Origin of the sequence: Allorhodopirellula solitaria (assembly GCF_007859855.1) — a bacterium.
Lineage (GTDB): Bacteria > Planctomycetota > Planctomycetia > Pirellulales > Pirellulaceae > Rhodopirellula > Rhodopirellula solitaria.
This window is the reverse complement of sequence record NZ_SJPK01000005.1, coordinates 354341-368975: the sequence shown is the minus strand read 5'-3', so window position 1 is coordinate 368975 and position 14635 is coordinate 354341. Positions and strand designations below refer to the sequence as shown.

At 57.2% G+C, this 14635-nt stretch carries 12 protein-coding genes; 4 read left to right on the top strand and 8 right to left on the bottom strand.

The genetic code is table 11. The annotated features are described in order from the left end of the window. Positions 1–88 precede the first annotated feature (88 nt). Complete coding sequence (locus CA85_RS12735) at positions 89–3427, top strand: PAS domain-containing hybrid sensor histidine kinase/response regulator (RefSeq protein ID WP_146391704.1); 3339 nt, start codon at positions 89–91, stop codon at positions 3425–3427. On the opposite strand, the gene CA85_RS12730 is transcribed toward CA85_RS12735, so the two are convergent. The 6 genes from CA85_RS12730 to CA85_RS12700 form a co-directional block, all read right to left on the bottom strand. Next, a complete protein-coding gene (locus CA85_RS12730) occupies positions 3390–4304 on the bottom strand; it encodes a response regulator (RefSeq protein WP_186774910.1) in 915 nt (304 codons plus the stop codon). The genes CA85_RS12735 and CA85_RS12730 overlap by 38 nt on opposite strands. 138 nt (positions 4305–4442) lie before the next feature. Then, positions 4443–5066, bottom strand: a complete 624-nt coding sequence (ruvA, locus tag CA85_RS12725) for a Holliday junction branch migration protein RuvA (RefSeq protein ID WP_146391783.1) — start codon at positions 5064–5066, stop codon at positions 4443–4445. 196 nt (positions 5067–5262) lie between these two features. Continuing rightward, positions 5263–5862: a hypothetical protein gene (locus CA85_RS12720; protein ID WP_146391702.1), complete on the bottom strand. Its 600-nt coding sequence runs from the start codon at positions 5860–5862 to the stop codon at positions 5263–5265. Positions 5863–5953: 91 nt separating this feature from the next. Continuing rightward, positions 5954–6751, bottom strand: a complete 798-nt coding sequence (locus CA85_RS12715) for a hypothetical protein (RefSeq protein ID WP_146391701.1) — start codon at positions 6749–6751, stop codon at positions 5954–5956. A 101-nt stretch (positions 6752–6852) separates the two neighbouring features. Beyond that, positions 6853–7323, bottom strand: a complete 471-nt coding sequence (locus CA85_RS12710; RefSeq protein WP_146391700.1) for a hypothetical protein — start codon at positions 7321–7323, stop codon at positions 6853–6855. A gap of 358 nt (positions 7324–7681) precedes the next feature. Further along, positions 7682–8077 carry a hypothetical protein gene (locus tag CA85_RS12700; protein ID WP_246112744.1) on the bottom strand — a complete coding sequence of 132 codons (396 nt, stop codon included), beginning with the start codon at positions 8075–8077 and terminating at the stop codon, positions 7682–7684. A 98-nt stretch (positions 8078–8175) separates the two neighbouring features. Here CA85_RS12700 and CA85_RS12695 point away from each other — a divergent pair, with 98 nt between their 5' ends. Next, positions 8176–9594: a 3-keto-disaccharide hydrolase gene (locus CA85_RS12695; RefSeq protein WP_246112743.1), complete on the top strand. Its 1419-nt coding sequence runs from the start codon at positions 8176–8178 to the stop codon at positions 9592–9594. Between the two features lie 110 nt (positions 9595–9704). On the opposite strand, the gene CA85_RS12690 is transcribed toward CA85_RS12695, so the two are convergent. After that, entirely contained in the window at positions 9705–10394 is a 690-nt protein-coding gene (locus CA85_RS12690) for a hypothetical protein (RefSeq protein WP_146391699.1), read from the bottom strand. Between the two features lie 493 nt (positions 10395–10887). Here CA85_RS12690 and CA85_RS12685 point away from each other — a divergent pair, with 493 nt between their 5' ends. After that, entirely contained in the window at positions 10888–12672 is a 1785-nt protein-coding gene (locus CA85_RS12685) for a transglutaminase-like domain-containing protein (protein WP_146391698.1), read from the top strand. Between the two features lie 104 nt (positions 12673–12776). Here CA85_RS12685 and CA85_RS25685 read toward each other — a convergent pair whose 3' ends face one another. Then, complete coding sequence (locus CA85_RS25685) at positions 12777–13283, bottom strand: hypothetical protein (RefSeq protein ID WP_246112742.1); 507 nt, start codon at positions 13281–13283, stop codon at positions 12777–12779. A gap of 976 nt (positions 13284–14259) precedes the next feature. Here CA85_RS25685 and CA85_RS12675 point away from each other — a divergent pair. Beyond that, positions 14260–14607, top strand: coding sequence for a cupin domain-containing protein (locus tag CA85_RS12675; protein ID WP_146391696.1), 348 nt, complete (start codon positions 14260–14262; stop codon positions 14605–14607). Positions 14608–14635: the final 28 nt, after the last annotated feature.

Here is a 14635-nt window from a genome sequence, read left to right as displayed (position 1 = left end):
GCTGCTCTCGCTGTGGGATTGTTTTCTGTCTTTTTCCATTCCGTAGGATAGAATGAAGGCAGGCCCTTTTCCATCTGAGTCGAAATCCATGAACCAGCCCCAGCCGAGCGTGTCGAACAGTCTGCACCAGAAAGCCGCCAGTGCGCGGCAGAGTCTGCACGAACGACGAGAGCTATGCGTCGTTCGCAAGGATCGCAAAGGACATATTCTCTATGCCAATGAGATGTTTTGCCAATCCGTTGGCCTGAGTTGTAGCGAAATTATCGGAAAAACGGATTTTGAGTTGTACTCCTCCGAGGTCGCTGAAGCGGACTGGGTGCTCGAGCAACAGGTGATGACCTCTGGCGAGCCCGACCACGTGATCGAGGCTTTCGCCAGTGACATCCGCGATCTCGACGCCCAGGACGACGAGCTGCTCAAGGGCGACGTCCAAGGCACCTGTTTTTTGGAGGTTATCCGATTGCCAACCTTCGGTCCCGACGGCGATGTTGTCGGGCTCGAGGTCATCTGTTGGGATGTGACGGAACAAAAAAGATCCGAAGCAGAGCTGAAAAAAGCTCGCTTTCTCATGAATGCTTGGTTCGAAAACATTCCCGATGCGGTCTATTTCAAGGATCGACGCAGTCGATTTGTTCGCATCAGCCGCGCCCACGCGAAGATGTTCGGATTGTCGAATCCCCGCGATGCGGTCGGCAAAACAGATGCCGACTTTTTCGGCGATGAGCACGCGAAAGACGCGCTCGACGATGAGCGACGGATTATCCGTACCGGTGAATCGATTGTCGGGAAAATCGAGCGGGAGACACGCGACGATGAACCCGACACGTGGTGCAGCACTACCAAGATGCCGCTGCGCAATGACGATGGCGATATCATTGGCACGTTCGGAATCTCACGCGATGTGACCTTGCAGGTACGGGCCGAAACGGAGTTAGCCCGGGAGCGCGACCTGCTCAAGACCATCATGAACAACATCCCTGACATCATTTACGTCAAGGATCGCTACAGTCGTTTCCTGACGAGCAACGAAGCCATGTTGAAGTTGCTCGGCGTCGATGAGGTCTCGCAGGTCCTTGGCAAGAACGACTACGATTTCACTCCTGCGGAGATGGCATGCAGCTTTGTCACCGATGATCAAAATGTGATGAGATCAGGGCAACCTCTGATCGATCAAGAGGAGACGATTCGTAACCCCGATGGGAGAACGATTTGGTTGCTGACCACCAAAGTGCCGCTCTGCAGCGATGATGGCGAGGTGATGGGCATGGTCGGTATCAGTCGCGATATCACCGCCCGCAAACAGGCGGCCCAAGATCTGCTCGCTGCCAAGGACCTCGCCGATGCGGCCAACCGTGCCAAGAGCGAGTTCCTCGCCAACATGAGCCACGAGATCCGCACGCCCATGAACGGCATCTTGGGGATGACCGAGTTGCTCGCTGGGACCGAGATGACGACCGAGCAGCAGGAGTTCTTGACCCTGGTCCAGCAATCCGCAGACTCGTTGCTGCGATTGCTCAATGACATCCTCGACTTCTCCAAGATTGAGGCCGACCGTCTCGAGTTGGACGATTCCCCGTTCAATCTCCGTGACTGCATCGGCAAGGCGATCAAGCTCCTAACCCTCAAGGCGAATGAGAAGGGACTTGAACTGGCAGGACGTATCGACCCCTCGATCCCGAACGAGTTGCTCGGCGATGCCGGGCGTCTGCGTCAGATCGTGGTCAACTTTGTTGGCAATGCGATTAAATTCACCAGCAGCGGGGAGGTCGTCGTCGACGTCAACCCGGAATCGTTGGATGATGATGTCGCCGTACTGCATATTACCGTCCGCGACACCGGTATCGGTATCGCCAAAGAGAAGCAGGAGAAGATCTTCGAGGCCTTTTCGCAAGCCGACGCTTCGACCACGCGGCGATTCGGGGGCACCGGTTTAGGACTGACGATCTCGGCCCGCCTGATCCAGATGATGCAGGGACGCGTGTGGGTCGAGAGTGAACTCGGCGTGGGCACGACGTTCCATTTCTACGTGCATTTGGGGGTGGCACCGGACCAAACGCCGCGGCGACCGGCAGCCTTCTCCAAGATCGCGGGCACGCGTGTCCTCGTCGTCGACGACAATGCCACCAACCGACGAATCTTGCAAGAACTCTTGCAGCTCTGGAACCTCAACCCCGTCCTTGCCGAAGACGGGGAAGCGGCTTTGGATACGATCTCGCAAGCCATGCGGGACGACGATCCGTTTGGACTGATCCTTTTGGATTACCACATGCCCTATCTCGATGGGGTGGGTTTTGCGCAACAACTCGTTGCCCGCGAAGAGGAACTCGAGCATGGGCCGATCGTGATGCTGTCGTCTTCCTTTGCAGGCCTGAGTTCGCCGCAAATGCGTGAACTCGGTATCAATCGTTATCTGACGAAGCCCGTGATCGCATCGGAGCTGCGGGATGTGGTGTTGGACGTGATGGGGGTCGAACATGAAAAGAAGATGCACGCGCCTGTGCGAAATCGGTTGCCATACATCAAACCACGCAAGGTGCTGCTCGTCGAAGATGGCTTGGTCAATCAACGCGTGGCACTTGGGTTTCTCCATAAATGGGGGCACCAAGCCAAACTCGTCGTCAACGGTCAAGAGGCCGTCGATGCACTGGAGCAGGAGCCATTCGACGTTGTCTTGATGGACATTCAGATGCCCGAGATGAATGGCTATGAAGCCACCGAGATCATTCGCCAGCGGGAAGCGGATGCGGAAACCGAGCGACATCAGTTTATCATCGCCATGACCGCCGAAGCCATGAAGGGCGATCGCGAAACCTGTCTTGCCGCAGGCATGGATGACTACGTCTCCAAACCCTTTGATGCTGCGGACCTTCAACGAGCCCTGGATCGGTCCCCCGCATCATTGCTCGAAGAAGTCGGCGACGCCGCTGAAGTCGATCGAGACACCGGCCCCAGCGAGGCTGAGCAGTTTAACGTGGATTCGGAACAACACGAACGTCAACAGGAAACGAACATGGATGCTCTGGGGCAAGGACAAGAACAAGGACAGGGACAGACTGATCAGTCCGACGACGCGGCGGGAACCTCTGCGTGGGAGGTCATCATGGGCAAAGCCTGTGGCGACGAAGACATGGCCACCCAATTGGCCCAAGCATTTGCTGAAGAAGCAGAGCAACTCTTGCCGGCAATGCGAGACCAACTCAGTTCCGGTGATTCCGCGCTGTTGCAACGTAGCGCTCATACGCTCAAAGGAGCCGCAGGGTGCTTGGGGGCTGATCGGGTTGCTGCGGCAGGCCAACGTCTCGAACAACAGGCCAAGAGCGGTGATTTGAGCGATGCCGCGTCGATGCTCGAAGATCTCGATAGCTGCACACGCAGCTTTCTAGATGAGATCAATCATTCTCCGGCAATGCGTCCGCCTTCTTCTTAGACATCACGATCTCGTTACCGTTGTCTTGGTGAACGACCTCATCCATGAAGGCATTGATCAACAGCAGCCCTCGGCCACCACATTCGCCGAGGTTGCTGAAGTCGGTCGGGTCGGGCAGAGAGCTGACGTCGAATCCAGGACCTTCGTCTCGAATCGTGAAGGAGACGGCCTCGCGATTGGCCGCCATCTTGATCGTGACGCTGCGGTTGCGATAGGGCGTTTGCCGCTGCCGCTCGCGAACAATCTCACGGAACTGCTCGTCGGTGCCTTGGTATCGCAGTTCGGTGCTGATTTCCAAGTTTCCATGAATGATCGCATTGATCAACGCTTCATCCAACGCCGTTGAGATCTGCATCTGCATCGTGTCGTCGAGCAGGCCCAGTTCGGACAAGGGCTGCTCCAACCTCGCGATCACATTGGGGACTAGCATGTCATCGTTGCCCAGCGAGAGTTCCATTTCGATGGAAGTCAGCAATGTCGATGGTTTGGCCACGTGTTCAGCGACGTCGACCATCGACATCATCCGCTCAATCGTCGGTACCAAGTCCTCGTTGAGGGTTCGCTTGGGAACGTAGCTCGACGCACCCAACCGCAACGCTTTCGCGGCGATCTCCTCGCTGCCCTTGGCCGTGGTCAGAATGATGGGCAACCCAGAGAACTCTTCTCGCAAAGCGGCGACCAATTGCAATCCGTCCATTTCTGGCATCTGCAAATCGGTGACCACCAAGCCAGGACGCCGCTCTCGCACCGCCTCCAACGCCAATCGCCCGTTGGCTGCCGTCATCACCTCGTAGCCATGCTGTTGCAGCAAGAGTTGCATCCCCGTCACTTGGGTCATGCTATCATCGACTGCGAGGACAAGTGTGGGTTCAGTCATATTGGATTCTATGCAGTTGACTGGTCTGAAAACCGACATGGTCTGGAGGCGGATCGGCGCGCACTGGTCTGGTTTCAAAACTCACTTGCGCGGCGGATGTACCCTCGCATTGTATCAGGTTCGCCTGGAGCAAGTGGTTTATTTGGATTTCTGGTAGATTGCGGTCAGAAGCGTCTCGGTGTCTTTGAACTTCTTGCCGCTGGCGACCGCCTCATCGATCAGCTGCCGGGCGTCGGCTTCGCTGTGGCCGAGCATCACGAGCGCCTCGTAGGTTTCCTCGATCACCGGTGAGGTCTCGGCAGTCCCGCCGCTGAGCTCATCGCCAGTCACCATCAAGGCAAAACGGGGCATTTTTCGGCGTAGTTTGGCAATGATCCGCTCGCTCGTCGCAGGCCCAATGCCCGGCAATGCCGACAATGCCTTGCTGTCCTGTTCTTCAATGAGCACGGCGAGTTCTCGCACCGGGCGGACCATCGCACGCAGGGCCTTCTTTGCTCCCACGCCATCGACGCTGCAGAACAAGTCGAAAAATTGCCGCTCGGGCAGCGTCAAAAAACCGATCAGTCGAGGTGTTAACCGCCCGCCCGCTGTGTTGCCCTCGATGTAGTCAAGCGTGTGCAGGCGGACTTCCTCGTTGATCTTCGGCTGCAACTGACGACGCGTGAAATCGCCGACGAACACCTCGTAATCGAACGGCCCAGCCTGAATCGTGACGCTCGATTCGTCCACGTGGCTGAGCTTCCCGGCAATGGCACTGATCAATTCATTCTCCTCGAGGACGGTTTCCCACTGCCGCAGACGCAGCAGCACGGTGACTGGAGCGTCATCCTAATGGCTTTGCTCAGGAACGAAAACACAATGCCCTGAAAAACCTTCCCCCTGTGCTCCGCTCACGCTTCCGTCGGATGAGCCCAAAACTTCCGCAAAATTTCCCACTTATTGACCACGCGGTGCTTGGCTACCCACCGGTTTTGGTGTGGGCAATATCGCGGACGGTGACGAGAATGCCAGTACTCTTGCCCGCCCCAACAGTCGTTAACAGACGAGGCCTACCAAGGACGTAGACTTGCGTTGACTGCACGGTGTTCGTCAATACATTTGGCGGGGTATCGCCGGAGGGGTCGCCATCCACGCGGCTTGTCGAATAGCTGATGTGGGCATAGGCACCGTCGTCATGTGGCATCATGGTCAGACGCAGGATCGTTCCAATTTCTAACTCCTCGTAACGACGCGTTGTGGTGTCGCCCCGAGTCATCGTGTCAGTTGTGACAGAAATGCGTTTGCCAACTTGAACCATGCCTTCGGTTTCTGGCACCGCTGTCAGCCGTATCGTCTCGACTGGTTGGATCCCTGCTCGGAGAATGGTGTTAACCACCTCGGCTTCATCCAAACCCACTGGGATGGGATCTTCCAGTTCGTATTCTGATAGCTCGATCAAGTATTGAGTCGTGTTGGTTGCGGGTTTCGTGTCAGTGTCGTCGGCAAACGTGTCCCTGCCTGTACCGATAACGCTAGCGAGTGCCAGGATCACGACGATTGAATTTGCATTGAATTTCATTTGGATTTCCTAGAGTCTGGAGAGATAACTGTCCACCACAGAAAACGCCGCGAGCCGTCCTCCTGCGCGGGCCATTGTGTGTCGTTTTGGATCATAGTTCGGTAACGCCAACTTCTACATCTGGCACGGGGGCCTCCAGTGGAACGTTCTTGAATTCAACCCACTGCGTATACGGTCGAAGACGAAACTCGAAACTGCTGAGATCGATTTTACTGAGATCGAAGTAGGGCGCCTGCGTATCTTTCCATACTCCCACACCCTTCCGACGATGCCTTTGTCCTTGTGAGTCAACTGCGACCACTTCGTACTCAGCAAGACTCGCCAGCGGCTGAGAGCCCTCTTCTCGGTTAGGAGCAACGAGCGGTTTCGATTTTCCCATCACATTTAGCGAGTCGATCGACGTGTAGAGGGCAGTGGAAGGTCCGGCTACGTTGACGCGACTCGTGATCGAACCATCGACTTCGACCGGTTGCCAAGGTCCCCATTCACCGAGGACTCCTACACGAATATCCGTCGATCGTACTTTTGGAAATTTCCCAGTGACGCTAACGAACCCTTTTAGCAACTTGCCCGGTAGCGGCGTCGTCAATCGTGTGTCCCATCCAATCCCACGGCCCTTCTTGAACCCGTCGAATTTGAAAAGAAATCCGTGTGATGGGTTGTCGTTTTTAACCCTCAATACGTCCGGCCAATCATCAGAGATCTCCGTCATGCATCCGTCGGGTTGCCACGCGATGTTGCCGGCATCATCGATACGTATCACCGCGACCAACTCAATGGTGGCTCCGTCTCGCAGGGCAGCGACAACGGATTGACAATCGCTCTGAGCGTCGCGTCGGGAATCCGAAACGACATCGAGCGCATTCGAGGCTGAGCATAGTGCCGTCACGATGAGCAGATTTGCGAATAAACAGTTCCAGTACGACATTGTGAAAACCGTGGGAATGAGGATTAGGCGAGTGGCGGTGTCGGCTAGGACGCAGCGATTGATCACCCATCAGATATCGCGTCTTCGGCGAATTCGCGTCCATCGCTCCGTTGGTCGACTTTTTGACGGTCCAAGTACTGGTAGATCATACCATTTGGATCGCTCCAGTACGCTTGCAACGGTGAGCCATCGAGTCGTGTTACGGGGGTTGGATTTCTCGGGTTGGCCGGATCGAATGTCCAATCGATCTTGACCGTACGTCGCATGCGCCCCATGTAGTCAGGTTCTTCGGGGTGGCGTCCACGTAGGAGTAGCGCGGGCGCGTCTTCGATCACAGATTGCAATTCAGCCCAATCATCCGGCCATTCGTTGTCGTGAGTGCGCATGTACCAAAGCAGCATGTCTCCGGCGTCCCATGCTGCATAAGCCTCAGGGATGTGCCACAAGACATAGGCGACACGCCCAACGAACCAGGAGGAGATCGATAGCACAATTACCCCAATGATCAACCACGGACGCTTTCCAGTGTTCATCCAGCTAAGTCCTCGTCCGTAGAACGGGATCCGTCACCTAAGACAGACGATTAATCTTCCACCGCAAGGACGGCGCCACACCCTTCTGCGGTGCACGAAATGGTTCTGACTTCCGGTCCTCTGCGTACTCGTACTCGTACTCGTACTCGTGCTCGTACTCGTGCTCGTGCTCGTGCTCGTGCTCGTACTCGTGCTCGTACTCGTGCTCGTGCTCGTGCTCGTGCTCGTGCTCAGCATCGCGGTGCTCGTATTCGCCCCCAGCATTATACTCGACGGCGGCTTCGAACCTTGTGGCTTCGTTTCCCGTTGCCTTTGGCGATGTTCAGTTCCATACCAGAACGATCCCTGCTCGCTGATATTACGATGGGCGTCGGAAAACGCGTAGGACCGAAGTCAGCACGGCGACCACGCCGAAGAGTGGGAGTGCCGCGATGATCAGTTTGGGCTGGGCCGCGACGACCACGATCGCACCAACGCCCAGGACCGCCAGACCGGGAGGGAGCCAGCGGGCGGGGCGGCGGAGGGAATCCCAGGCAAACCAGATCGCACCGAAAACGAGCCCGATTCGGGTCAGCGAAGCGATCATAAATCCGCTCGTCGAAGCCGACCCGGAGAGCTGTTCCAAGCCGCCGGTGAGCTTCGCGATACCGGCGGCGAGCAGGCACGCCACGGCGGCCACGGCGGCGAGATACCGGCGACTCGGAGAAGTCGCGGCCAAATCGCGATTTTGAGATTGCTTGGGATTAATTGGCATTGCCGCATGAAAGAGAGGTTCGGAACGAGCTGAGGTGCCGATTATACTAGAGACCGTATCCTCACCAACCTCACCCTCCTTTCTTCGCCTGTTGAACTATGAAATCTCGGTCTCGGAAACCTATTCGATCCGGCTTTCTTCGCTATTTTCAGCGTTATACTGTCGTCGGCGCGGTGATGGCGGCGTCCGTCGCGCTACCAGCCGACGCTACGCCGTCTCTCGGCGCCGATGATTCGGCTGCCGCGCAGCGACCGGAGAATACGAACACCCCGGCCGCAGCCAAGCGAAAACCGCTCTTTGATGGCAAGTCGCTCGCAGGATGGAAGAATCCTTACGAGTGGGGGAAGACGGAGGTCGTCGACGGGGAGATCCATCTGATCGGCGAGCGAAAATTTTTCCTGGTGACCGATCAGATTTTTCACGACTACGAGTTCGAAGGTGAGGTCAAACTTCCTGAGGGGAAATCCAACAGTGGTTTCATGGCTCGTGGTCAGGTGCAGCCCAACCGGGTCTCCGGTTACCAGGCTGAAGCGGATCCGACGGAGCGAAGATGGTCCGGCGGATTGTACGACGAAGGCCGCCGTCAGTGGCTCAATCCGCTCTGGAAGCAACCCGATCCTCAAGCCGCCTTTGACCGCAATCGTTGGAATCGCTACCGCATCCGCTGCGTCGGTAACCACCTTCAATTCTTCGTCAACGAATTACCGACGACCGATTACTTCGATCCCGTCGACCTGAGCGGCCAGATCGGGCTGCAGCATCATGGCGAACAAGGCCAGATGGTGCGTTTTCGTAATCTCACTGTCCGCGAGCTCGGCCAACATCACTGGGTACCGCTCTTCAATGCCGAGACCGCTGGCGAGCCCACAGGCGAAGGCGAAGTGATCCCTGGATGGAAAACCGTCGGTGGAGGTACCTGGAATGTTGTCGACGGTATTTTGGAGGGGCGGGCCAGCGTTGAGGCCAACGAACCTAACGGACTGTTGTACAGTACTCGGTCGTTCGCCAACGCAACCTTCCGCATCGTCTATCGGTTCACCGAAGGTGATAGTGGGTTCTTTGTTCGCAGCCAAATTACCAAGTCGAATCCGTTCGTCGCTGGTGTGCAGTGCGAGATTGATGCTTCCGATTCCGTAGGTGGTCTCTACCAAACCGGTGGCAAGGGCTGGGTCGCCAAGCCGCTGCACTATCTCGAAACGCGATTCCCGCCCGATCGCCGCGACGTCGTCCGCGCCCGATGGGGGCAGGCCCGCCGCGGGATCCCGCTTTCGAATGTCCAAATGAAACCACCCGCTCCGTCCAAGACGGACGAACCCGCCCCCAATCCCTGGCAAACCATGGTCGTCTCGGTGCACGGAAAACGCATTGTCACGCACCTCAATGATTGTCTCGCCGCTGACTTCGTCGTCGACGATCTCGCCGATCGCGGAGCCATCGCGTTACAATTGCATGGCAACCAGAATCTCGAAATCGATTTTCGCAGCATCGAGGTGCTCGAACCGGTGACGCAGCCCTGAACGCTATCAGCGAAAGGTGACGCTCCCAGCGTTATCCATTCGGAGGGCAGAACGCACTGGCCATTGAGCTGATGCCATGGCTTGGTTTTTCGCCAGCGTTTCGTTGCTGTTCAGGCGACGTGGTCGACACCGAGTCGGGTTCTGAGTTGGTCGAAGCGATCGTGCATTCGCTCGCTGCTGCTGTGGACATGCTCGGCCTCGGTGACGAAGCGAATTTGGCTGTCCGGGTAGACATCTCCGCTGATCAGCGTATCGCGAAAGCCGGTCAGCGGCGTGCCATAAGCGATCAGCAGTTTGTGTTCGTCGAGTTGGACCTCCTGTTGCTGCGTGGGGCTGATGACGGCGATCCCGGTACAACCGTCATCGGTTAGCACGTCTTCATATTCCAACAGGATTGTCTTGAGCACGGGGGCATCGATATGGTCGCGGTAAAGATCTTCGTGATGCGAAGCGCTGTGATGACTCGTTTCGAGCACGACATCAACGACACTGCCGAGATGATCGATCAAGCTTAGAAACGTATCCATCAAGATCGATTTGGTGACCGCCGCCATGATCACGGGGGTGGTGGCCCCGCTGGCTTCGTCGACATACTTGTCGTACCGAAAGCCTTGGCGTGGCGGGATCCGCACGTCATAGGACGGGCGAATCGCTTCGGTCAATTCGAAGCTGCCATAGGTCTTGATGCCCATGTGAACCTGCAGTTCCTCATCGCTGAGGGTTTCAAAACTGCCGGGGTTCGCGGTCGCGCCGGGATAGTCGGACGCGGGGGGGCGGAGGATACGTTTGAGGAAGCCCATCGTGTTGATTTATCGAGATTCGCGGTCATGCGGGATCGTTTGAAGTCGCGGTTCGCACGGGAGTAGTGGAGCCGGTTCGCTGATCAATCAGTGAACCTCCAAAATTAGGTCATCCTGCCGTCGAAGCAGCAGTTCGACGTCCGCAGGGTTCAAAACGCGAGGAATGCGTGGCGGCAACCATCTCCCTGTCGCTATAACCGCTGTAACCGGGCAGGTTTCTTGCCGGTCGCCTGCGTCCGGCCCCTTCGGTGCCGTCTCCGGGATTGAGTGCCCGTGTCTTGCTGGCGAGAGTCGCGTCGGGTTATGAATTTCACGCTATTTCGTCGGCAACAAATAAATCGACAACCCGCTTGCGCGTCTCAGCTCAATAAATCGACAGACCGTGTCGGTCCGTGGGCCTGGAGGCTAAACTTGAATTATCGCGCGGAGGCGGCTCGACCACGGGCAATTCGTTAGTGCGCAGGATGGGGGCCAACGGGGAAAGCAGGAGACCATGACGACAATCACAGACAGCGATGGCAGACGATTCGGGCGAGCGAACTGGAGTGTTATCGTGTTGCTCGGCGCCTGGATTGGAGGCTTCGCCGGTTGCGACGTGCCCGACCGACATGACATCGGGATTTTTCGAGAGCCCGCCGCTTGGGAGGTTGCGGATTCGTCTTCCCAGGATCGTGGACAACTCGAACCCTCCGGGCTGTCGGGCGGATCGGCTGCGGACAGCTCACCGCCGGATACATGGCATCTTTGGTATCTGCATCACGTCCCGCCCACGGGCGTGGTGGGAGGCGTGGACATGCAATCGCAGCGTGTCGGTTCGGTGGGAGCCGAGGATCAGATCCAGGTCACCCTCCACGAACGCATGCTTGCATCATCCACTCTCACCGAGGTGGCTCCTCCGGGCGCCTGGAGATCAAACGAGTTTGAATACTTGACTGGCAGCGACCAAACGTTCTGGTACGCGCTCGACGGAGGCCTACTGCGAGCGGAGTCTCAGTTCCGCTTTGGCCCGATTGAGCAACGTCGCTCCGTGGAGGTCGAAGAGGACCAGGTTCGATTTCACCTCGATGGCCCGGTCAGGCGGACATCCAAAACGGTGCCCCATCAAGGAAAGCTGGCCGGCCCGTTAGCGGTCTATCGGTCGCTTCTAGGGAATCCGCTGGCGGCTGAGAAGATGCGAGAGGCAACGATCGTTTTGCCGTCACAAGAATCGACCGCTGAATTGCAGATTCAAGGGCAACCACAGGCTCTGGCCCGGCGGATGACCAAGCAGGGTATTGAGATGGACTCGCTCCACGAAGCCATTGTCTTGGTCTCGATCGATTCGTCACAACAACGCCAACAATTCTATTGGTACGACGATGAGGGGATCGTGCAAACGGTCCACACCAGCGGCGACCCGCGATTCACGTACCGCTGCGACGAGGACCAGTACGATGAAATGGCCAAGCCGATCAACGACCAGCAGCACCCGGTCGTCGTCGAGGTGCCCGGGAAAGAGATGAAGCCGGGGACGCTATCACTGTTGGCGTTGGACGTCGAGCAGTCGCCTCACTCGCTGGCGTCGGAGTCGTCCACTTGGAACGGCATCTCGCCTGCGCCTCGACAGTATGTCCAGAGAATCGACGCCTCGCATCAGCGCGTCATCATGGCGGGGCCCGCGGTATCGGTTGCGAAGCTACCCGCTCAGTCGCCGCGTTATGATTCACGGGTGCGGGAAGCCGATTTGGAAACGACACCGGTGTTGAACTACCGTTCCGCAGGGGTGAGGAAAGTGCTCGAGGTCGCTGGCTCGATGATCGGTTTGGACGATGAGGAGCGGGCGTTGGCGTTGAACAAAACGGTGCATTCGCTGTTGTCGTGGGTGCCGCTTTCCGAGGGGATTCGGTCGGCGGGGTCGATTGCCCAATCCAGTCTCGCCGACAGTACCGAGCATTCGATTTTGCTGATCGCGATGTTGCGTGCCAAGCATATTCCGGCGCGATTGACGACGGGACTGCGATACCTGCCGTTGCAGAGCGATCCGCAGTTGGGGGCTGAAGAGTCCGCTGCGAAGACGCCGTCGACGCATCGGTTTGGGTATCACGCGTGGGTGATCGCCAAGACCGGTCAGGAATGGATCTCATTGGATCCGACGACCGGCGAGCCCACGGGGCCGGATTGTTTATCGCTTGACGTCACGGACTTGGCGAAGGTGGACCCGCACGGATTCGTCCAACGCTATCTGGCAATCCTGCGATCCCTTCGGCTGAGCGTATCGGCCTGCGTCGTCGAGTCGTAGGTACAAAAAAAAACGCCCCAGGAGAAGTTTCCTTCTTCTGGGGCGTTGCATAGGTCACGTCTGTTTGACGCAGTGTTGCTTTCGCTTTTTAGTGGACGAGTCCACTAGCGAGCGTAGCTGGCACTGGCCTGAATGACGCGACGATTACGGGAGATGCTGGCACTGGGGTCAACGATCGGTGCGGGTGGCATCGGGTCGGATTCGACAGCAGGAGTTTGGACGGGAGCAGCGTAAGGAACGGCAGCAGGAGCTCCGCATCCGCAATCGGCCGAGCCGTACGAATCACAGCCCGAGTCGCAGCAGTCGTTCTTCTTGCCACATTTCAGCTTGCCGAACATTTTGCTCAGCAGACCGCACTTTTTCTTGCTTCCACCGCAGCAGCTGTCGCAGCTAGGTGCTTCGCAGACGGTTTCGCAGCCACAAGCGACTTCACACGGGGTGGTGTCGCAGCAACCGTTGGACTTCTTGCTGAAAAGCTTGCTGAGCAATCCGCCACAGCAATCTTTCTTGCTGCCGCAGCTTCCGCCGTCGCAGCAAGGTTCAGCACAGACAGTTTCGCAACCGCAGGCTGGTTCGCAGCAGTCCGAGCCATGATCAAAGATACCGCTCAAGCAGCATTCTTTCTTCGCTTCGCAACCACAGGCTGGCTCACAGGCTGGTTCGTAACAAGGCGCTTCGCATGCAGATTCGCATCCGCACTCGTTCGAGCCGTGGTCGAACAGACCAGTCAAGCAGCATTCTTTTTTGGTTTCGCAGCCGCAGGCCGGTTCGCAGCTGGTCAATCCGCAGTCCGTGGCTTCGCAGCCACAGGCGGGTTCGCAAAAGGTTGTATCGTCACATGGTGCTTCGCAACACGAGCCCGAGTTCCCCGAGCCCTTCATGCCAAGCATTCGGTCGAGCAGGTCGAAGCCATAACTTTGGCTACAAACAGAACTCGCCAAAACCATCGTCAATGTTAGGATTGTCCGCTTCATGGAGATCAATCTCCCTCTCTAGAAATTTGCGGGATTGGAAACGCAGTTTTCCAAATAAGCCTGTGAAACCTTGCGATCAAACGGTCGGGTGACTGAGGGACGCGGTCGTCGGACGAAGTCGCCGACGATCATTTCCCGAAGTCTTTCGGTGAACTCCCACGAACCAGGTGCGGACACCCGGCCCGCTGACTTCGTTCAGTTCACCTTGACCAAACCGCCCCGAAGACAAATGTCTTCAGGTGATTCTCCCAAGTCTTGCACTCATCTCGTTTGGATACTGTCTAGTGCCGACATCCGCTGTCAGCACTTTGGGTCTGTCCAAGGTGACTTTCCGGCACCCGTTTTGCCTTGGTGAAGGCGGGGGAGGTGAGGATTGTCTCTTGGACACAAGGAGATATCGGCGAGGGTCCCGTCTCAAAATAGCCGAAGGCCCGCTTTTTTGCTGCTTGTTAAGCTTTTACGGCTGTGCTGTTTTCTTCTAAATTGCCGATCGCCTGCGTGGTAACGAACAACCGACCAGGCCAATCCGTACAACCGGCGTAGATTGCCGTTCCTGCCGTTTCACGGCCTGTGAAACTCTCCCTCCCCACCCAGTATCGATCTCGCGATATTCATGGCCCAGCCGCAAATCGTTGATTTGACTGCGATTTCCCCAGTCGCCTGCCCCTGTGGGCTGGCCCGCCGGGCCCTGGCTGACTTCGCTGAATTCCCAGGCACCGTGCATTTGACGGATATCGAGGCCGCCGCTCATCCGCATCATCACGAGCAACACACCGAGATTTACGTGATTTTGCAGTGCGATCCTGACGCCGCGATGGAGCTCGATGGAGTTCGAACACCTGTTTCTCCGCTGACGGCGGTGGCCATTCCACCCGGTGTGGTCCATCGAGCGATCGGCAAGATGCAAGTTCTGATCGTTTGCTACCCCGAGTTTGACCCCTCCGACGAGGTGCTGGCCTAGGATTGCCCCGGTCAATTTGCCAAATCCG

Excerpts from the sequence above, each read along its gene's own strand:
- CA85_RS12735 (WP_146391704.1), top strand. The coding sequence starts at position 89 with ATGAACCAGCCCCAGCCGAGCGTGTCGAACAGTCTGCACCAGAAAGCC.
- CA85_RS12730 (WP_186774910.1), bottom strand. The coding sequence starts at position 4,304 with ATGACTGAACCCACACTTGTCCTCGCAGTCGATGATAGCATGACCCAA.
- CA85_RS12720 (WP_146391702.1), bottom strand. The coding sequence starts at position 5,862 with ATGAAATTCAATGCAAATTCAATCGTCGTGATCCTGGCACTCGCTAGC.
- CA85_RS12710 (WP_146391700.1), bottom strand. The coding sequence starts at position 7,323 with ATGAACACTGGAAAGCGTCCGTGGTTGATCATTGGGGTAATTGTGCTA.
- CA85_RS12700 (WP_246112744.1), bottom strand. The coding sequence starts at position 8,077 with ATGCCAATTAATCCCAAGCAATCTCAAAATCGCGATTTGGCCGCGACT.
- CA85_RS12695 (WP_246112743.1), top strand. The coding sequence starts at position 8,176 with ATGAAATCTCGGTCTCGGAAACCTATTCGATCCGGCTTTCTTCGCTAT.
- CA85_RS12690 (WP_146391699.1), bottom strand. The coding sequence starts at position 10,394 with ATGGGCTTCCTCAAACGTATCCTCCGCCCCCCCGCGTCCGACTATCCC.
- CA85_RS12685 (WP_146391698.1), top strand. The coding sequence starts at position 10,888 with ATGACGACAATCACAGACAGCGATGGCAGACGATTCGGGCGAGCGAAC.
- CA85_RS12675 (WP_146391696.1), top strand. The coding sequence starts at position 14,260 with ATGGCCCAGCCGCAAATCGTTGATTTGACTGCGATTTCCCCAGTCGCC.